The sequence below is a fragment of the Chromobacterium vaccinii genome, assembly GCF_001855275.1.
GTDB lineage: Bacteria > Pseudomonadota > Gammaproteobacteria > Burkholderiales > Chromobacteriaceae > Chromobacterium > Chromobacterium vaccinii.
Map to the genome: position 1 here is coordinate 381,615 of NZ_CP017707.1, position 18,589 is coordinate 400,203.

Genomic DNA, 18,589 nt, shown 5'->3' on the forward strand with positions numbered 1-18,589 from the left:
AGGTGGATGATATGGATGCGGCTAAATTGGCTTTTTTGAGTGCTATTCTTGTTTTGGAGTCTGGCTGTGTTGCGTTTCGTGCGCAATGGCCTTGGCAAGATGAAAACAATTTCCCTTGTTTGAAGAAAAATTCTGAGTTCTGCACATCTGAAGATGCGATTTCCACTTATATTAAGGCAACTACATTCTGTCGACAGGTTTTGAATTACTATGAAGCTGGCGGCGCGCTTGATGATGGCTCTAAGCTTTTAGTCGGGTCGGTGGGTGTTCTTTCTGGCTCAGTGTTGTCTGTGGTCGCAAAGGGGACTGCTGCAAAAGGTTGGGCTGGAATGTCTGGAGCAGCAAATGGTATACAGGGCACAATGGATAAAACTTTTTCAAGCATTTTGTCTTACAAAAGAATGAGTGCGGTCAATCAGGCGTATGTGCAAGATGTTTCGGTCATTCTTAAAGAAAGCGAGAGTGCCGGTGCGGACTCGAATAAGAAAATTGTATTCGGATCAATAATGATGGCGGCAGACTGCGCAATGGGTTCTTCCAAAGTTGATTCGGATCTCCTTCAGAAGGTTGCTGATTTGCCAGTTGACAACCATAAGCCAGTCAATGGGGCCGATCCTAAAAAAAAGACTGATGCATCTGCACCTGCTCTGGCAGCAGCGTCTGCTAGTAAATAACCTAGAGTTTTAATATGCAAATCCAGCAAGACGTCCAAGGCTTCACCCTTGATGCAAGGGTGGAGCTTTTTCAATTGGCCCCGCCGCCAGGCACGCAGTACCCGACGCAGTACTTCACGCCGGCCGGCACAGACGCCAGCACCAACCCGATCAGCTTCATGGGGCAGCAGTATCAGCCCTGGGCAATCCAGGCCGAGGGATTCGAAAAGTCCGTCCAGGGCAGCGCGCCGCGGCCCACACTGTCCATTGCGAACGCGGTGATGGGCGCCAATGGCCCGATCTACGGCATCTTCACCCAGCTGGTGCGTCAGTTCAAAGGCCTGGCCGGTTGGAGGGTGACGCGCATGGTCACCTACGCCAAGTTCCTGGACGGCGGCGCGCTGGCGGGCTCGCCCGAGTTCCACCAGCAGGAAATCTGGTTCGTGAACCGGCGTACCCAGGATGACGGCACGGTTCTGCAGTTTGAGCTGGTGAGCGCGCTGGATCTGGAGGGCAAGACGGTTCCAAACACAATGGCCAGCGTCTATTGCCCTGCTCAGACACAGTATCGGAGCGCGGCGTGCGGCTATGCCAGCGCGGCCATGTTCGACGTCGACGGCAAGCCGACGAGTGATACCAACAAGGATGCGTGCGGCAAGCGCTATAGCGACTGCCAGTGCCGTGGGAACCAGACCAACTTCCCCGGGCTGCTGGGGCTGCGTCGCTACGGCTGAACGACCTCAATACAACCAACAACCCGCTTCGGCGGGTTTCTTCGTTCCTGGAACCCTGATGATCAACGAAATGCTTCACCTGGCGGAGCTGGCGCACCCGCAGGAGGCCTGCGGAGTGCTGCTGGACTCCGGGCGCGTCTACCCGTGCAGGAACATCGCCGGCGATCCCCGCTCGCAGTTCGAGCTCGACCCGGTAGATTACGCCGCCGCGGAGCAATTGGGCCGAGTCGTCGGCATCTGGCACAGCCACCCCGACGACACTGCTGAGCCGTCGCTTGTGGATCGTGTGATGTGCGAGCGGACCGGACTGCCCTGGCACATCGTCAGCTGGCCGAACGGCGAGCACACGCTGACCGATCCGGGCGGCTGGCAGGCGCCTTACGAGGGCCGGCCATTCTGCTGGGGAATGTTTGACTGCTTCAGCCTGGCGCAGGACTGGCACCGGTGCGAAACCGGCATCAGGCTGCCCCGCGCCGAGGCCAGAGAGGACTTCTGGCGACATGGCGAGAATCCGTTTGCCGCCTGGTTGGCTTCGGCGCCGGTGGACGTCGTAACAGACGAAATCCAGCGCGGCGATCTGATCTTCATGATGTGCGAGGCCAACGTGGTCAACCACGTTGCCGTCTATCTCGGCGACAGCCGGATCCTTCACCAGCTCTACAACCAGCCAAGCCAGATCGGCATTTATGGCGGCTGGTGGCGTCGCTGCACCGTAACCGTTGTGAGACCACGCCATGAGTGAAAAAAGAACCGTCCGCCTCGGCGGAGAGCTGGGCGAGAAGTTCGTGAGGGAATTTGCCGCCTATGTCGACAGCGTCGGCGAGGCCGTACGGATGCTGGAGGCCAATTGGCCAGGGTTTGCCCAGCACTTGCGCGAGAGCGATCCGGAGACGGTTGGCTACCGCATCACGGTGGCCGGCCGCGACGTAGAGGAAGACGAGATCGTACTGGTGAGCAAGGGGGACATCCTCATCATGCCGGTAGTGGTGGGCGCCAGCGCTGGGCTTCGGATTGTTGCAGGTGCGGCCATTATCGCTCTGGCGTGGTGGAACCCTCTTGGTTGGAGTGCTGCCGCAGTGACTGCTGGCTATGGCGTTGGTGCAAGCATGATGATCGGAGGGGCAATCCAGCTGCTCACCCCCATCCCCAAGCAGCCAGACTGGCAGGCCAAGGACGGCAAGCCGAACTACTGGTTCAACGGTGCCCAGCAGACCAGCGCTCAGGGTCTGCCGATCCCGATCGGCACCGGCACCATGCTGATTGCCGGCACGGTGATCTCTGCCGGCGTCAGCGTCGAGGACATCGGCACCGGGGCGCTGCCCACCAACTCACCCGTACTTGTATAGCCCGCTGCGCGCGGGCTCTTCTGTTTTTGGAGCATGAATGTCCGACGATGCAATCTTTGGCGCCAAGGGCGGCGGCGGAGGCAGCCAGCACACCCCGGTAGAGTCGCCTGATACCGCGCAGTCGATCAGCTACGGCCGCATGATGGTGCTGCTGGGCCATGGAGAAACCGGCGGTCCAGCCGACCCGGCCAATCCGCTGAAAAGCATTTACCTGGACGACACGCCGATCCAGAATCCTGACGGTTCGTTTAACTTCCAGAACATGCAGGTTTCGTATCGCACAGGCACCCAAACGCAGCCAGCGATTCCGGGGTTCCCGGCTGTCGAAACCGAGATCGGCGTGGGCCTGGAGGTGAAGTCGACGAATCCGATCACACAAACTGTGGCGGATGTGAACGCCACCGCCATCCGGGTGACGGTCTCGCTGCCCGCCGGCCTGCGCTCCACCGATTCTAAGACCGGTGACACCGGCGGCGCGTCGGTGCAGTACGCCATCGATCTGGCGCCGACAAATGGCAAATTTGCCCAGGCGGCCATTGTCACCATTTCCGACAAGACCACGGCCAACTATCAGCGCAGCACTCGGCTGCCGCTGACCGGCGCTGGCCCGTGGTTGGTTCGCGTTCGCCGGATCACGCCCGACAGCACGACGCAGTACCTTGCCAATCAGACCGTCTTCACATCCTTCACCAGCATCATCGACGCGCAGCTGCGCTACCCGAACCTGTCGGTGCTAGCGCTGAAGTTCGACGCGCGGCAGTTCAGCCGGATGCCCACAGTGTCGGTGCTGTGGCAGCAGCTGAAGTGCCAAGTACCCAGCAATTACGACCCGGTCGCGCGCACGTACACCGGACCGTGGGATGGCAACTTCAAGCCGGCGGTGACCAGCAATCCCGTCTGGTATCTTTGGACCTACTGCACGGACAATCGCTTCGGCATCAACATTCCCGCCGCCAACATGGACCGGTGGGGGATGTATGCGATAGCCCAGTGGTGCGACCAGTCTGTCCCCGATGGGTACGGCGGGTTCGAGCCGCGGTTCCAGTTCCACAATTTTCAGCAGGACACGCAGGATGCTTGGAAGGTCGTGTCCGACATCGTGAGCAGCTTCTGCGGCCAGGCATACTGGTCGGCCGGAGGCATTCGGATCGTCGCAGATATGCCTGGCAAGCAGCCGGTCAAGCACTTCAACGCCACCAATGTTATCGACGGCAAATTCACCTATTCGTCCACGCCGAAGAATGGGCGCTTCACCGCGGCGGCGGTGGCCTGGACGGATCCTAGCGACCGCTACCGGCGCGCGGTGGAGTACGCTGAACACGGCCAAGGGCTGCTGACCTATGGGCTGCAGCAGACCTCCGCGGTGGCGATGGGGGCTGTTACGCGCGGCCAGGCGCGACGCTGCGGCCGGTACATCTTGGAGACTGCGCAGCGCAGTACCGAAATGGTGGCTTTCAAGGCTGCGGCCTATTGCGCGGATTTGCAGCCGGGCGATCTGTTCGCGACGTCCGACTTCCATGTGGCCGGCGCGCGGATGGGCGGTCGGGTGGTGTCGGTCGTTGGCACGGTGGTCAAATTGGATGCGCCGGTAACGCTTCAATCAGGCGTGACTTACACGCTTGAGGTGTCCGGCCCCGATGGCGTGCCAGTTCGCCGTGGTGTTGTCGCATCGCCCGGCACGACCGATACCCTGACCATCGTTTCGCAGTATCCGGCCCAGCCAGTCGCCGGCGCCACCTGGGTGTTGATCGCGACCAACCTGCAGCCAGACCTATGGACCTGCGTTTCCATCAAGTCGGTGGACAACGGAGAGTTCGAAATCTCGGGCCTGCAGTACGACGCGAACAAATGGACTGCCATCGAGACTGGTCTTCGCTTCGACCCGGCGCCAACCAGCAATCTGCCCGACCCTGGCGCGATGCCGCCAGTCCTGGCTGTCCAGCTGCAGGAGCAGCCCAGTCTGGCGCCAGACGGTAGCCGAAAGGTGAAGCTGTTGGTGGACTGGCCGGCGGTTGTGCACCCTTACCTACGTGGATATCGGGTGACCTATCGGCAGAATGGCGGAAACTGGGTAGTGCTCCCGGATCAGGTCAGCAACCACGCCGAAATCACGGATGTGGTGCCCGGCAGTTACGATGTCCGGGTGTCGACGGTATCGGTAACCGGCGTCGTCAGCATCCCTGTTGCCGGCAACCAGCAGACGCAAGGGCAGGTGACGCCGCCGCCGGCGCCGACGCTGACGGCGGTGGGCGGGGCGATGAAGATCGACCTGGCGTGGACGTATCCCGCGGGGCGGCCAGACATCGCGAGGGCTGAGCTTTTCTACAGCACAACCTCTGGAGATGCCAGCCCGGTCAAGTTGGCCGACTTGGCTTTTCCGACCTCTACGTTCAGCTGGCAGGGCCTTCAGCTTGGGGTGACTTATTACTTCTGGCTGCGCGTGTACGACACCTGGGGGAATGTCAGCGCTTTTGCTCAAGCCCAGGCGCAAACGGTCAAAGATCCCGGGGCGCTGCTTGACCAGCTCAAGGACAGCCTCACGTCTGCGCAGCTTCAAGAGTCGCTACGGACGCCGATCGAGCAAGCTGTTGGCGTCCAGGGCAGCGTGAACTCGCTGATCCAGGCGCAGATGCAGCAGATGCTGACAGCGGACGAGATCCGCGGCACACAGGGCAACCACTACGCTTTCGCCAAGCGGCAACTATCGACGTTGGGTGATGCCATTTCGCAGGAGGCCAACGAGAGGGCGCTGCTGGCCGCCAAAGTAAAAGACAACGCCGCCGGCATCATCGAGGAGTCCAAAGCCCGCGTTGCGGCGGACTCGGCGCTGACAGACCAGGTTGTGACGATGCAGACCACGGTCGGCAACCACACGGCCTCCCTGCAGGAGGTCGGCCGGACGGTGGACGGCGTGATGGCTGAGAAGATCATCAAGCTGAACGCCTCCGGAAAAATTGCCGGCATAGGTTTGAGGACCGATCAAAACGGCAGCGCGGTGGATTTTCTGGCTGACCGGTTTGTTGTGTCGCAGCCAGACGGCAATGGCTCGCGCCAGGTGTTCATCGTCGCCAGCATCAACGGGCGCCCGGCGCTGGCGATTGCCGGCGACATGATCTCCGACGGCTCAATCATCGGCCGCCGGGTCATTGTCGACGGCTCAATCGACGCCGCGCAGATCAACACCCGGGGACTGACGATCAGGGACGCGGCCGGAAATGTCGTGGTCGACATGACGGGGATCGGTGCGGCGTACATCAAAGGGAAGTTGAGCGTCGGCCAGATCGATACCGAGAGCCTGCGGATCACGCAGAACGGCAATGTCGTGGTCGACGCCAACGGCGTAGACGCGACATACATCCGTAATCTGATGGTCGACACCGTTCAGATCCGAGGCGAGGCAGTCAGTAAAAACGATACGAGGACCGTGACACTGAGCGGCTGGCAGGCAGCAGGTTGGAATTTCAATTTCCCATTCTACTGCTCAGACAGAGGCACCCTGCTAGTGTTCGGCGATGCGCCGTTTCCCAGCATCACGCTGCGAGCCCGTGGCCGCGCAGTGGGGATCAGCAATGGTAGCGGGGTCCTGGTACTGGATGTATCGGCTGGCGAGACTGTTGCCGTCGGAGTTGAGAGCATCGGCGGTTACAGCGCAAATGGCCAGATCCGCTACGGCGCGGTGTTGTACAGGAGATAGGGGACATGGAGAAAATCAGCATCATTGAGTATGAGGAGGAAACCGGCCGTATTCTGCAGACGGGCGTCGCCTCGCTCGAAAACGTCGAGGTGGAGTTCGCCAGCGGCAAACTACTGTTGCAGGGCGAGGCTGACCCGCTGACGCAGTATATCCGCAGCGACGGGGTGATCGAGGTGCGGCCGCTGAACCCGGCCCGGCTGGACGGCATGGTGCTGCGCGATCTGCCGGCGCCGTGCTTGCTGGTTCTGGACGGCACGTCGTATGGCTGCGACGACGGCGAGTGCGAGCTGTCGTTCTCGCTGCCCGGGCGGCATCACATCCAGATTGAGGCATGGCCGATGCAGTCCGCGGTGTTCGAGGTGACGACATGATGCAGATCCATCACCACGGCGATCACCGCGCCGCACGCAAATCGCAGTACCCGCCCCTGGGCGACCAATGGGACGTGCTGTGGCGCTGGGTTGCCAGCCTGCCGCCGGAGCTGCTCAACGACGAGATGCGGCAGATGCTGGACAGAATCCGGGCCGTAAAAACAAATTTCCCGAAGCCCCGCCAGGATCAAACCGGCGGGGCTGATTCTTTGGAGGGGGCAGAAAATGGCGGATGATTGGGCAGGTCTCGCCGCGGGGCTGGGGAAAATGCAGCAGGCGTGGTATGTCGCCGCGCGCAGCTACTGGAGCGTGTTCGACCAGAACTCGGACACGGCGACGATCGTCGCGGAGGACGGCAGCACGCGGCAGGTGCCATCGTGGCGGGCCATTTCCGGCGCCCTCGGCGGCAAAGCCGACAAGGCGACGACGCTGACCGGCTACGGCGTCGTCGCGATTGCTCTTGATAGCCCCTACACCGCCAGTATCCGGAAAACCACACCTACAACATACGATTCAAACGCATACAGCGGCGGCACGCTGACATTGAGTTCTGCCGGGGCAACAGGAACCGACTATCCGTCCCTGGGCCTGCATCGCCCTGGCAAGAGCGGAGTGGCGTTAGTGCATAAGGGCTATGGCGCCGACACCCTGATGCTGATGGAGGCGTCTGGTAATGAGTATCGCGTCTGGCACTCCGGCAACATCACCCCTGCGGCGACGGATGCAGACGGCCGGCCGCTGTCGGCAGCGGTGAACTGCGTGATGGTGGGCGGTGATAGTTCGGCCGCGCTGCGGGTGCGAAATGCAGGCGGCACGGGTGACTCGAGCGTGGCAGCCATCTCGTTTGAATGTACGGGCGTCTACGGCACAAAGCTCGCGCTGCGAAACGACGGGATTTTTGGCGTTGGCGGGTGGAGCGCGGCGCCATGGCGGTGGTTCGTCGATACCCGAAACGGCAACATGGTGACGGCGGGGGTTGTCAATGTCGGGTATTTCACCCGGGCGACGCTGCCGGCCGCCAACTCGTCGCCATCCGGCATCGCATACATCACGGACGGTCCGAATGGGCCAACGCACGTTTTCAGCAACGGCCAGAAATGGCGAATTCCAACCATGACAGACCTCTGAGGGCTATATGAGCGAACCCTATTTGTATGAATTCCTGGTGCGCGGCACGGCGGCCGGCATCGCCGGCGCGCATGTGATCTACGCCGCCGAGGCCAAAAACGCATTGACCGGTGAGTCCAGAGCGGAAACCGGCATGGCCCAGCCAGTGGCGCTGGTGGCCGGCGCCGCCGGCGAGCCGCTGGGCGACATCGCCGCCGCGCTCAACCTCAACGCGCTGGCCGAGGTTGAGGCGCTGCAGCAGCAACTGAAGGCGCGCGACGCGGAAATCGCGGATCTGCGCGCACAACTCGCGAATGCCACGACGGTGAGTGCGTTGTGATGCGCCTGCTGATGTTCATCGTGGCCATCCAGCAACTACTGGACATTGCCAGCACCTGGTACGCGCTGCGCACCGGGATCGGACGCGAGGCCAACGGCTGGCTGGCGCGCATCATGCGCCGGGTCGGCGTCCAGGCAGCGCTGCTGCTGACCAAGTTGGCGCTGCTGGCCGCGTGCTGGTGGCTGCGGCCGCCATGGCCGGCATACGCCATCCTTGCGGTGATTTACACCGCGGTGCTGATCAACAACGCAAGAGCAATCCACCAGGGCCGGCAAAACCGGCCCTGATTCATTTGGGAGCAATCATGCTGAAAAAACTACACGACTATCGAATCTACGCCCTCATCCTGCCGGCGGCGCTGGCGCTGCTCTGGATTGACCGCGTCGTCGCCGTCACCTGGCTTCAACTCGGCTTGGCCCTGCCGGTGCTGGTGGGCGTGGCGCTGCTGCTGCGCAAGGCGTTGTTCCATGTCGACGTGTCTGAGGCTGCTGACATCGCCCTGCATGCTCCTACCGGCGCCGCGCTGGTGGTGCTGGCCGACCGGCTGTTCATGGCGGCCGTGGTGATCGGCGGTGTGCTGTGGCTGCGGGGCTGAGCGCCGGCGCGTTGGCCTTGCTGCCGCTGTTGAATGCCGCCGCGACACAGCATTGGCCTGACATGCCGTCGCGTTCCGTGCTGGCGGCCCAGGTGGAGCAGGAGAGCGGATGGCGCGAGTGGGCGGTCCTGAAGACTTCCCGCGAGTACGGCGCCGGGCTCGGCCAGTTCACCAAGGCGTATCGGGCGGACGGCAGCGTGCGCTTCGACGCGATCCAGGAGATGGCGGCGCGCCATCCAGAGCTGCGGGGCTGGGGCTGGGTGAACGCCTTTGATCCGCACTGCCAGCTGACGGCGATGGTGCTGAAGAACCGGGACAACTACCGGTTGATCCGCTGGGCCGAGGGAGAGGACAGGCTGGCGATGATGGACGCGGCCTACAATTCCGGCTTCGGCTCGGTGCTGCAACGACGCCGCTTGTGCGCCAATATGGCGGGTTGCGATCCGGCGCGTTGGTTCGGCGGGCTGGACAAGGCCAGCGGCCAGTCCCGGCGCAAGCAGGCCGGTTATGGGCAGTCCTTCGCCGATATCACCAATACGCATGTCCGCAACGTGATGGTCGTTCGGCGCCCGAAGTATCGGGCCTATTTTGGAGAATGAAATGGGTGATGAAGTCGTGCTGCCGCGAGAAGAGTTCCGGGCACTGCTGGAGGCTGCAGCGAAGGCTGGCGCTCGCCAAGCACTCGATGAATCTGGAGTGAGTGAGGCGGTGAAGCTGGCCAAGCGGGTGGATGGGGTGGCGGATGCCGTGCTGCGGGCACTGGCCGGTGGCATTGTGATCGGTCTGCTGGGAGCGATCTGGGCCGGCATTGTTGTACTGGCTAAGGCAAAAGGAGGTGGATGATGATGATGCCGTGGAGGGAAATTGGACTGGCCGCCGCTCTGGCGGCCTTGGCATTTCTGGGCTGGGAGATGCGGGCCGTGATCGCCCAGCGTGACGTCGCAGTGGCGCGCGCCAGCCAGGCCCAGCAGCAGGTAGCTGCCACTCAGGCAGCCCGGGCGCGCGAGCACCAGGCGGCAGCAGATGATGCGGCCACGGCGCTCGCCTACGAAAAGGAATTGGAAAATGGACAACTCGAACTGCAAGCCGCTCTGGCTCGCCATGCTGCTGCTCTCCGGCTGCGCCAGCAGCAACCTGCCGCCGAGCGCGGCGATCTGCCCGCAGTTGCCGCCGGCGCCGGCCAGCGTGATGGTGCCGCGGGAGGCGACTTTCTTGCCGCGCATGGAGAAGATGCTCTACGGCTCGCCGGCGAAGCCGATGACGTCGCCAGGCAGCTCGCTGCCTGTCAGGCGTTGATTCAGTCCGATCGGCAACCGTAACAAGCATTCTATTGCGGAGTTCTAGGTGGGCGGAGGAAAAATCCGCCCAACACAAAACTTATGCTCCAGAAACAGGCTGCCACAATAATGGCAAATATCACTGCCCCTAATGAAAATCCAAGGTGGTCGTGAATACAGGCATTCAGCCCCTGCTCTTCCTTTTGCATGGCAACCATTGCTGAGAATTCTTGTAGACTCTTGTCTAGTGCAGGGTCATTCATGAGCGGATTGGACGAAGATGGACTCTTGTGAGGCAGGGTGGGGAGCCGTTTTAATTTTTCGTATTCATGTTTGGCAGCTTCCAGCTGTGCAGAGTGCGTGCGTCTGCACTCATATGCATCATATGCGATACCAAGCTGTGCAAAAGCAGCAATCGCAAGTGTGAAAAGTCCTATCCACCAAACTACCACCGCAAGCCTTTTCAGCATTTCTTCAATCTTTAAATATAGTTTGGCGATTTTGCTATGCTGTATGCATGTGCGTCAACTTCACACCACCCTCGGCGCAGCAGATTCGCCTGCACTTTGGTTATGAGGTCGAAGACGGCCTTTGGAAGCCTGATTGCTGGCAGGACTACGCTGCGCCGATCATCACTCGCGACGGCCTGAGGCTGGCGACCTATGGTTTCGTGCCAAAGCGCCATCAGCCGCCTGGCGTGCGCATTACGACCATGAACGCACGCGCTGAGACGATTGGTGAGAAACCCACGTACAAGGCCACGTGGCGCAAATGTCAGTTGTGCCTGGTACCGATGCAGGCATTTTTCGAGCCCTGCTACGAGACTGGCAAAGCAGTGCGAACAAGGATCGGCCGGGCCGATGGCGAGCCCTTCGCCGTCGCCGGCATGTGGCGGGAGTGGCAAGAGCCGGAGGGGGGCGTCTCGCATGCGTTCACGCAGATCACAATCAACGCCGACGAGCACCCGCTGATGAAGCGCATGCACAAGCTGGGCGATGAAAAACGCTCGCTGGTGATCCTGCCGCGCGAGCGTTACGGCGACTGGCTGGCGTGCCGCGAGCCGGAGCTGGCCAGGGCGATGCTGGCACCGTTCACGGCCGAGCTGATGCAAGCGGCTCCGGCGCTGGCAAAATCAGCCGACGCTCAATAGCTGGTCAATCCGCGTCGAGTAGCACGGCGAGCGCAGATCCTGCCGCATGTGCCATCCCTCGGTCAGTTGCTCGGCGGCGGTACGCAGCGTGCCACGTCCCCAGTTCCGATTGATCTTGTCCATCGCAGCCATCAGCCGCGCGCGGCGCGGATCAGGCGGCGCAGCGAACAGGTCCGATTGCTGTATGGCCTGGTCGCCGATCTCAAGCAGCATGATGCCTGCCTTGTGATAGCGGAAGCCTGGCCGGTAAACGTGGCGTAAGCCTGCCAACGCCGCGCGGGTGATCAGCAGCGTGTCGTTGCTGGGCTGAACAAGCGGCACCACGATATAGGGTCGGTATTGCGGTTCATCGGAAAACGGGCTGGTCATAATTTGGACCGCTACCAACTTGGCCGCGCTGCGCTGCTGGCGCAGCTTCTCGGCGCCGCGCGCGGCGTGGTGGGCGACGGATGCGGCGAGGGTGGCCAGGTCGGTGACTTTTTCGCTGAATGATCTGCTCGCGATGATTTGCTGTTTCGCCGGCGCCACGTCTTCCAGGGCCAGGCAGGATACCCCGTTCAGCTCCTGCACTGTGCGCTCCACCACGACCGAAAAAGCACGCTTGATCCGGCGCGGGTCGATGCGTTTGAGCTGCAGCGCGGTGGTGATGCCCATCGCGCCCAGCTTTTCGGTTAGTCGGCCGCCGATGCCCCACACATCCCCGACGGGAATTCGCCCCATCAGAGCGTCGGCCTCGGCCGCGGTCAGCCAGTCCCATGCGAACACGCCACCCCATTCGCTGCGCTTCTTCGCTACGCGGTTGGCCAGCTTGGCAAGAGTCTTCGATGTGCCAAACCCGACACATGTTGGGATTCCTACCCGTTGTAGAACGGCTTGCCGGATGCGGTGGCCGTGGCTGTCCAGATCGGGCATGCCCTCCATCTCCAGGAAGGATTCATCGATGGAATAGACCTCTTGGTCCACCGCGAACTCGGACAGTACGCGCATCATGCGGTGGCTCATGTCGCCGTAAAGCGCGTAATTGCTTGAGAACACCGCCACCTTGTGCCGCCGGCAGAGCCCGGCGATTTCGAAGAAGGGGCCGAACATTTTCAGGCCCAAGGCCTTGGCCTCGGCGCTGGCGGCGACGACGCATCCGTCGTTATTACTCAGCACCACGATGGGCCTGCCGGCGAGATCGGGCCGGAATACCCGCTCGCAGGACGCATAGAAGCTGTTGCCGTCGACCAGGGCGAACATCAGCGGAACCGTTTCACGCAGCCGCGCACCACGCCCCAGACCTCCAGTTCTTGACCATCGGCCAGCCGGATAGGAGGGTAGGCCGGGTTCTCGGCGATCAGCGCGCAGTGACCGCGTATGCGGTGCAGACGCTTGACGGTGAACTCGCCGTCTAGCACGGCGATCACTATGTCCCCATGGTTTGCGGTCAGCCCTTTGTCCACCACTAGCAGGTCGCCGTTGTCGATGCCGGCGCCGATCATGGAGTCACCGCGCACACGGACGATGAACGTCGCCGGCGGATCCTCCACCAGGTACTCATGCAGGTTGATGCTGTCGTCGAGGTAGTCGTCAGCTGGTGACGGAAACCCGGCACGAACCGGGGCCAGAACGAGCGACACCGGCTGGCCGCCGGGTTGCGGGATCAAGTGGGGGATGGAGGCCATTGTGGTGAAATTATGAATTCGTACAAATTCAAATTACACCACAGGTGAGGGAATATCAAAACGGATTTCAGTATGCCTTCGGCAAGGGGGTGGCCTCGTCCCACAGTCTTGTCCACTCAGCCGCGTACTTGTTCGCCAGCGGCTTCACGTTGCGCAGCAGGAGCACATTCTCGGCATTTCGATTGGCAGCCGCCGCGCTGTAGTTGAACGAGCCGGTCTCGACGTTCTGGCCGTCGATCACCATGAATTTGTGGTGGAAGATGGCATAGTTGCCATTGAGCCGGACCGGCACGCCTTGATTGGCCAGGAACTGTGCGGCGCTATAACCCTTGCGGTTGCTCTTTTCGTCGGCGACGACTTGCACCTTCACGCCGCGCTTGTGGGCATTCAGCAGCGACTCGGCAATGGGCTTGCTGGTGAATGAGTAGGCCGCGACCAGAATCGACGACTTCGCGCCGTCGATGCCCTGCAAGACCAGTACTAGGCCGCCGGCATTGGGCGAGAACCCGACCTCATAGTCGGCGCCGGCCGGCAGCGGCGCAGCAATAGAAAACGGCGCTGCAAGAGCGCCGACGAGGAGCAGGGCGGAGAGTTTCATCAGTTGGGCCTGTGTAGTTGGTAGCCATGCCGTCGCCGGCGACGGTCAATGTCCTTGAGTCGCGCCGTGCTGAATGGTTCCGTTGCCATGCCTCCGCGCCTGCTCCCGCGGCCGCCCCAGGCGCGCACGATCACCGGCCTGTCGAACAGATCCAGCTGGATGGCGATAGCGTAGTAGCGGTCGGGGGATAGGTAGAGGCGCATGGCGGATTGCTCCTAGATTTGCAATCAGCATGGCAAGGGTGCGTTAATTACGCAAATTTACAGCGGATGATGCGCGGATTGTGTGTCAATTGGGCGACGGCGCGGCAGCGAGCATGGCCTGATACAGCCGGCGCATATCTGCACGCTCGCTGGCATCCAGCGACCAGCCCATGCCATCGATGATGGCGTCGATGTCGATCATTTAACTCTCCAATTCCGTGGGCAATTGCGCATGTGCGCAAATGGGTAAATGAGCAGGTGAGCAAGTGGGCAACTGCCCAAATGGGCATTTACCCATCTTTGTAGGGGCGCAGCGGCGGCAGACCGCGCTCTGCAAGCACGCGATTGAAGCCTTCCACGCCAAGGTCTTGCAGGCTGGACGGCCGTTCCGCCTTGGCTAGGTCCGAGAGCCGGCGATGGTCGTCGGGGTGGACCTTCACCTTGATCGACACGTATTCCGGCAGCGGCTTCCCTTCCTTGGCGGGCAGCTCCGCCTCGCCGGCGCCCAAGAAATCCTTCAGGCTGGTCTTACTCATTTCGCCCTCTCCTTGATCCACTGCCACAACGCACGAATCTCGGCCGCAGCCTTGCCGCGAGAGTCGAACTCCGTCACCGATCGGCCGGTGGCGATGGCGCGTGAAAATGCAATGCGTTCGCCGATCTCCACCGGCGCCACGTCACCAAAGTCGGCCAGTGCCTGGCGTGCGTCGGCTACCTCCGGCACGCGAGAAGGGCAGGCGGACAGCACGAACAGCGGCTGCTTGCCCGCGGCGGTGACAATCTTCACTGCATTGCCGACCGCGGCCAGGTCGAATGCCGTCGGCCGGACGGGAATCAGGATGATGTCGGCGATCCGCGCGATTGCAGCGGCATCCGGCGAGGAGTGCGGAGGCCCGTCGATGATGGCCAGGCCGAAGGCCTTGGTCCTGGCGGCATCGAGTGCGCCCTGGAGCTTCGACGGAGGTGTCTTGAGGACGATGGGAGCTGCAGCTGCGCGGCACGCGGCCCAGCGCGAACTTGAGGCCTGTGCATCGTCGCGGTCCAAGATGATGACTTTGCAGCTGTCCTCTTCCGCGGCGACGCCCAGGTGAACGGCCAGGGTAGACTTACCCGAGCCGCCTTTTTGCGAGAATGTGGCGATGGTTTTCACGTTTTCTCCAGGCATGAAAAAACCCGCCATGGGCGGGTTGAAAACTTGGGGCGCATTTGGGGCGCTAGGAACCACGTAAAGCGGCGCAAAGCAGCGCAAGGCGAGAAAATGAAAAGCCGCCCAAGCCCTTGCCAGATAAGCGTTATACGCTGATTTGCACGGGTATGGACGGCTTAGAATTTGGCGGAAGCGGTGAGATTCGAACTCACGGTGGGCTCGCACCCACGACGGTTTTCAAGTCTACGCGACAAATCAATGATATCAATGAATTATCAAGTATTCATTTCCGCATGTCACATTTTATGGCCCTCTGTAACCATTGTCACAGCTGCATCGTATTTCCCGATGCGGAAATGATTTCCCGGCTCTATGACTTCGCTTTTCACAATCCCTTTCTGCCGTTTCTGCCCCTTTGCTACTGCATCAATTACCGTCTGCCTAACCGTCTGCCAGCTCCAGAAGGCGACGGACAGGCCGGCTGGCTTGCTCAAGCAAAACCCATGGCATGCAATCAAGAAAATCCCGTGGATTTGAACGCTGGTCCGTTGCAAGTCATTGATTTTGCTGAAAAGCATGCCCACGGTTTCGTTTTTTAATCCACGGTTTCATTTTCTATTCCACGGAATTGCCGATTTCTCCACAGCGCGATTTCAGTCGCCCCTTGGTTTTCTTTCTTTTTTCTTTTAAAAAATCAAAGAGAAAGAGAAAGAAAGCGGAGAAAAAAGGAGGTGAGGGCAATCCACGGTTTCGGAGTGCTGCCTATTTTTTGACCCACAGTTTCAAAACCCAGAAAACCCTGTTTTGGTGGATTTTGTGGAATGGTAAAATGTTGATTGGGCAGGGTTTTAGCCGGGTTTCGGCGGCAATCCACAATTCCACAGGTTATTTTGCTAGTGGGTCCCTTTTTTGGAGCCGTGATGAATCGACTGATGGAAGAGTTTCTCCTCTTCAAAGCTGATAACAAGGGACTTGCGGATCGGTCCATTCGGGCATACCGCGACATCCTGCAGAGGTTTGAGGACTGGCTGGATGGGCGAGATCCGCTGATCATAGACGGGGACCAGCTGCTGGCCTTCACGGGTCCATACCTGCACAAGGCGCTGCACCTGGCGCCGGTGAGCCGCACGCCATACGTTGCCTGCATCCGCGAGCTGTATCGATATCTCTGGTCTGTGCGCAAGGCGATCCCGCGAGACCCGGCCGCCTCGATCCCGTATCCGCGCAAGCCGCGCAAGTTGCCCACCGCCATGGAGTTGAGCAACGCGGAACGGTTGATGTGGGCCCCGGATTTCAACCGTTTTGAGGGCGTGCGCGATGCGGCCATGCTGGCGGTGCTGATCGGCTGCGGCGTCCGTATCAGCGGCCTGGTTCGGCTGAATGAGGGGCACCTGACCACGCAGACCATCGACGGTGAAACCCGGATGGCGATCCGGCCGATCGAGAAGGGCGACAAGGAACGCCTGATTCCAGTCCCGCGGGAGGCGGATCTGCTGCTGCGCGTGTACCTGGAGCACCCTGGCCTGGCCGAGATCGATCGCGGCACCGAGGATGGCGACCAGGTGCTGTTCGTGACTACCCGGAACCGACGCTGCCCGGCGCATGAGTACTACGGCGAGCGCCGCCGCTTTTCCACGCGGGGGGCATTTGCCATGTTGCGGCGCCATGGCATGGCGGCGGGGATTCCCGCGGCGCAGCTGCACCCTCATGCCCTGCGCCACCTCTACGGCACCGAGTTAGCGGAGGAGGCGGTGGACGTCCTGGAGCGTCAGCAGCTGATGGGGCACGCGGACCCGAAGTCCACCAGCATCTACACCCACCTGGCAATCCGTAAGCTGACGGGCAGCGTGGACAAAGCGAATCCGTTGAGCAAGGTCTCCACTCCGGTTAGCCAGCTGCTGGGGGAGATGACGCGCAAACCAACGGGCGCGCGTTGAGGTGGCTTTGTTTCTTACAAGTCACCGTGGCGGTAACTGGCTGTGAGGTGAGAGTGCCGTGCCGAGAGGGTTGCAGCAGATTCTCAAAGTAGGCTTCAAAACGGGCTAAATCGAAATCAAAGCGTTGTTGCTGTCCAGGGGCTGCCACTTCGCCTTCTAACAAAAAGCGAAGTGGCTGGACGGCAACACGGGGTGTCTGGAGGGTGCGGCGATATGGAAAAGCGAAGTCAAACCACAGGAATTGCACAGTCTGACTCTGTTGCGAGTAGGACTGTTTATGGGGTGGGGGGTAGGCAAGGGCTCACGGCCGGTCCGGCCAGGGGGGGCGGGTACCTGGATGTCTGCAATCCGCCCGAACTTCACGATGGAGCCAAAAAAAATCGCGCGCGGGATCCGCGGCTGGATGAGCTGCGCGCGATGGGCATGCACCACTGTTGGCAGAAGGTGGCGGCGGAGATCGGAATGGATGCCTTTCTGGCTATGTGGCGCATTTTAGATGCTGAGGAACAGTGGCGGCATCCCAAGGGAGGGTTGGAGCTGACGCTGCGTCGTTATCGTAGTTATGAACATTATCAGCGCGATACTTATATTCGACAGCTAGCAGGTCAAGGGTTATCATTCAATGCCGTTCGCATTAGGCTGTCTGAGGCGTTAGATGTTGTTTTAGAGACGAAGCGAGTGAAGGAAATTATTGAAATTCACATCTGATGGGTTTTATGTGCAAAGTGAAAATATTTAATTTCGGCAAGTGTTAATTATTATAGGAGGGGAGTATGGGGCAAGATGGAATGCCAGAATCATTGAAGAGATCCGTGGCGCTGGGTGATATTCATGATGAGTCTATAAAAGGAATACGTAAGGAGATGGAGTACAGGAAGGCAGAGGTTGCTGCTGCTGAGTATGAGAAAAGAAGGCGGAGTGCAGTTGCTTATCTCTTTGTTTTTTTATCGGTTTCGGCGTTGTCACTTGCTTATCTGAGTTTGACTTCGATTAAGTTTAAAAGTGATTGGATTGCATTTCTGGGGATTGCTTCTGGTTTTTTATTTGTGTTGTTATTTGTGTATCAATATCTTATGGGAGTGAATCCGTTTCACAAAAAAGAAAACAAAGATTTTGTCGATGATGCATTGATTGAGCGGATTGATGCGCCAACTCCACCTGCCGATTCAGACGATGTTTTTAATTGGAGCGTTGAGGAAAGTTTTTACTCCATTCAGGTGAGGATAAAAGATGAGATTTCGTCGTTAAGTCGAAGAGGAAATTTAAACCTAATGATTGGGGTGGGTACAAGTGCTGTTGCAGTTGGGCTTTTGGTGTATGTGGTTCTTTGGGATAATGGTGGATCTTCAACAATGGCAGAGGTACTTGCCCACTATGCTCCTCGTGTTATGTTGAGTGTTTTTATTGAGATTTTTTCATTTTTCTTTTTGAAGCTTTACAGTGCTGGTCTGCAAGATATTAAATATTATCAGAATGAATTGACGAATCTTGAGGCAAAATTTATTGCGCTCAATAAGGCGGTAGAGTTGAAGGATAAAACCTCGACTGCAAAGATATTAATCTCACTATCTCTTACAGAGCGAAATGGTATTTTGAAAAAAGGTGAAACCACTCAAGATATTGAGCGGCTTCGTCAGTCTCAGCAAAATGAAAAGGAACTCTTGTCTGCGCTGATGAGTTTGGTAAAGACCAAACCATGAACAGGATGTTCTGTCGTTATCCCTTCTTCTTAAACCAAATCCCCCCCTTATCCCACCCCCGGCCATGCTGTGA

At 59.8% G+C, this 18,589-nt stretch carries 25 protein-coding genes and 1 tRNA gene; 18 read left to right on the forward strand and 8 right to left on the reverse strand.

What is annotated here, in order from left to right; translation table 11 throughout:
- Window positions 1–11 precede the first annotated feature (11 nt).
- The 14 genes from BKX93_RS24375 (at window position 12) to BKX93_RS01830 (ending at window position 10,159) form a co-directional block, all read left to right on the forward strand.
- Window positions 12–674, forward strand: coding sequence for a hypothetical protein (locus BKX93_RS24375; RefSeq protein ID WP_145929212.1), 663 nt, complete (start codon window positions 12–14; stop codon window positions 672–674).
- Window positions 675–688: 14 nt separating this feature from the next.
- A complete protein-coding gene (locus BKX93_RS01770; RefSeq protein WP_083340386.1) occupies window positions 689–1,387 on the forward strand; it encodes a phage minor tail protein L in 699 nt (232 codons plus the stop codon).
- Window positions 1,388–1,445: 58 nt separating this feature from the next.
- Entirely contained in the window at window positions 1,446–2,129 is a 684-nt protein-coding gene (locus BKX93_RS01775; protein WP_186009480.1) for a C40 family peptidase, read from the forward strand.
- Window positions 2,122–2,733, forward strand: a complete 612-nt coding sequence (locus BKX93_RS01780) for a tail assembly protein (protein ID WP_070978396.1) — start codon at window positions 2,122–2,124, stop codon at window positions 2,731–2,733. Before BKX93_RS01775 ends, BKX93_RS01780 begins: the two co-directional genes overlap by 8 nt.
- 37 nt (window positions 2,734–2,770) lie before the next feature.
- Window positions 2,771–6,427: a TipJ family phage tail tip protein gene (locus BKX93_RS01785; RefSeq protein WP_070978398.1), complete on the forward strand. Its 3,657-nt coding sequence runs from the start codon at window positions 2,771–2,773 to the stop codon at window positions 6,425–6,427.
- Between the two features lie 5 nt (window positions 6,428–6,432).
- A complete protein-coding gene (locus tag BKX93_RS01790) occupies window positions 6,433–6,798 on the forward strand; it encodes a hypothetical protein (protein ID WP_070978400.1) in 366 nt (121 codons plus the stop codon).
- Window positions 6,795–7,034 carry a hypothetical protein gene (locus tag BKX93_RS01795; protein ID WP_070978401.1) on the forward strand — a complete coding sequence of 80 codons (240 nt, stop codon included), beginning with the start codon at window positions 6,795–6,797 and terminating at the stop codon, window positions 7,032–7,034. The genes BKX93_RS01790 and BKX93_RS01795 overlap by 4 nt, the downstream gene beginning before the upstream one ends.
- Window positions 7,024–7,926 (forward strand): hypothetical protein, encoded by a 903-nt coding sequence (locus tag BKX93_RS01800; RefSeq protein ID WP_070978403.1) that lies wholly within the window; start codon window positions 7,024–7,026, stop codon window positions 7,924–7,926. Before BKX93_RS01795 ends, BKX93_RS01800 begins: the two co-directional genes overlap by 11 nt.
- Before the next feature lie 7 nt (window positions 7,927–7,933).
- Entirely contained in the window at window positions 7,934–8,245 is a 312-nt protein-coding gene (locus tag BKX93_RS01805) for a hypothetical protein (RefSeq protein WP_070978404.1), read from the forward strand.
- Window positions 8,245–8,532 (forward strand): DUF5658 family protein, encoded by a 288-nt coding sequence (locus BKX93_RS01810; RefSeq protein ID WP_070978406.1) that lies wholly within the window; start codon window positions 8,245–8,247, stop codon window positions 8,530–8,532. The genes BKX93_RS01805 and BKX93_RS01810 overlap by 1 nt, the downstream gene beginning before the upstream one ends.
- A 17-nt stretch (window positions 8,533–8,549) precedes the next feature.
- Window positions 8,550–8,840: a hypothetical protein gene (locus BKX93_RS01815; RefSeq protein ID WP_070978408.1), complete on the forward strand. Its 291-nt coding sequence runs from the start codon at window positions 8,550–8,552 to the stop codon at window positions 8,838–8,840.
- 62 nt (window positions 8,841–8,902) lie between these two features.
- Entirely contained in the window at window positions 8,903–9,439 is a 537-nt protein-coding gene (locus BKX93_RS01820) for a transglycosylase SLT domain-containing protein (RefSeq protein WP_145929213.1), read from the forward strand.
- Window position 9,440: 1 nt separating this feature from the next.
- A complete protein-coding gene (locus tag BKX93_RS01825; protein WP_070978412.1) occupies window positions 9,441–9,683 on the forward strand; it encodes a hypothetical protein in 243 nt (80 codons plus the stop codon).
- Window positions 9,680–10,159: a hypothetical protein gene (locus tag BKX93_RS01830; RefSeq protein WP_145929214.1), complete on the forward strand. Its 480-nt coding sequence runs from the start codon at window positions 9,680–9,682 to the stop codon at window positions 10,157–10,159. Before BKX93_RS01825 ends, BKX93_RS01830 begins: the two co-directional genes overlap by 4 nt.
- Before the next feature lie 8 nt (window positions 10,160–10,167).
- Here BKX93_RS01830 and BKX93_RS24380 read toward each other — a convergent pair whose 3' ends face one another.
- The gene (locus BKX93_RS24380) at window positions 10,168–10,587 is read right to left on the reverse strand and encodes a hypothetical protein (RefSeq protein ID WP_145929215.1); all 420 of its coding nucleotides are present in this window, start codon (window positions 10,585–10,587) and stop codon (window positions 10,168–10,170) included.
- Window positions 10,588–10,634: 47 nt separating this feature from the next.
- On the opposite strand from BKX93_RS24380, the gene BKX93_RS01835 reads away from it, so the two are divergent.
- Window positions 10,635–11,267, forward strand: coding sequence for an SOS response-associated peptidase (locus BKX93_RS01835; RefSeq protein ID WP_070978415.1), 633 nt, complete (start codon window positions 10,635–10,637; stop codon window positions 11,265–11,267).
- On the opposite strand, the gene BKX93_RS01840 is transcribed toward BKX93_RS01835, so the two are convergent.
- The 7 genes from BKX93_RS01840 to BKX93_RS25010 all read right to left on the reverse strand — a co-directional run bounded on the left by BKX93_RS01840 (window position 11,250) and on the right by BKX93_RS25010 (window position 15,457).
- On the reverse strand, window positions 11,250–12,506 hold the full coding sequence (locus tag BKX93_RS01840) for a Y-family DNA polymerase (RefSeq protein ID WP_070978417.1): 1,257 nt from the start codon (window positions 12,504–12,506) through the stop codon (window positions 11,250–11,252). The genes BKX93_RS01835 and BKX93_RS01840 overlap by 18 nt on opposite strands.
- Window positions 12,506–12,931, reverse strand: a complete 426-nt coding sequence (locus BKX93_RS01845) for a LexA family protein (RefSeq protein WP_145929216.1) — start codon at window positions 12,929–12,931, stop codon at window positions 12,506–12,508. Before BKX93_RS01845 ends, BKX93_RS01840 begins: the two co-directional genes overlap by 1 nt.
- 67 nt (window positions 12,932–12,998) lie before the next feature.
- Window positions 12,999–13,529 (reverse strand): phospholipase D family nuclease, encoded by a 531-nt coding sequence (locus tag BKX93_RS01850; RefSeq protein WP_083340388.1) that lies wholly within the window; start codon window positions 13,527–13,529, stop codon window positions 12,999–13,001.
- A 493-nt stretch (window positions 13,530–14,022) separates the two neighbouring features.
- A complete protein-coding gene (locus tag BKX93_RS01860; RefSeq protein ID WP_070978422.1) occupies window positions 14,023–14,268 on the reverse strand; it encodes a hypothetical protein in 246 nt (81 codons plus the stop codon).
- The gene (locus tag BKX93_RS01865; RefSeq protein ID WP_145929217.1) at window positions 14,265–14,882 is read right to left on the reverse strand and encodes a ParA family protein; all 618 of its coding nucleotides are present in this window, start codon (window positions 14,880–14,882) and stop codon (window positions 14,265–14,267) included. Before BKX93_RS01865 ends, BKX93_RS01860 begins: the two co-directional genes overlap by 4 nt.
- 181 nt (window positions 14,883–15,063) lie before the next feature.
- A tRNA-OTHER gene (locus tag BKX93_RS25005) sits at window positions 15,064–15,170 on the reverse strand.
- A gap of 5 nt (window positions 15,171–15,175) precedes the next feature.
- Window positions 15,176–15,457 carry a hypothetical protein gene (locus BKX93_RS25010; RefSeq protein WP_070978424.1) on the reverse strand — a complete coding sequence of 94 codons (282 nt, stop codon included), beginning with the start codon at window positions 15,455–15,457 and terminating at the stop codon, window positions 15,176–15,178.
- 342 nt (window positions 15,458–15,799) lie between these two features.
- Here BKX93_RS25010 and BKX93_RS01875 point away from each other — a divergent pair, with 342 nt between their 5' ends.
- From BKX93_RS01875 to BKX93_RS24390, 3 genes are all read left to right on the forward strand, one after another.
- Window positions 15,800–16,816 (forward strand): tyrosine-type recombinase/integrase, encoded by a 1,017-nt coding sequence (locus BKX93_RS01875; RefSeq protein WP_070978426.1) that lies wholly within the window; start codon window positions 15,800–15,802, stop codon window positions 16,814–16,816.
- A 462-nt stretch (window positions 16,817–17,278) separates the two neighbouring features.
- Complete coding sequence (locus tag BKX93_RS01880; protein ID WP_145929219.1) at window positions 17,279–17,524, forward strand: hypothetical protein; 246 nt, start codon at window positions 17,279–17,281, stop codon at window positions 17,522–17,524.
- 65 nt (window positions 17,525–17,589) lie between these two features.
- Window positions 17,590–18,516, forward strand: a complete 927-nt coding sequence (locus BKX93_RS24390; protein WP_145929220.1) for a hypothetical protein — start codon at window positions 17,590–17,592, stop codon at window positions 18,514–18,516.
- The last annotated feature ends 73 nt before the right edge of the window (window positions 18,517–18,589 follow it).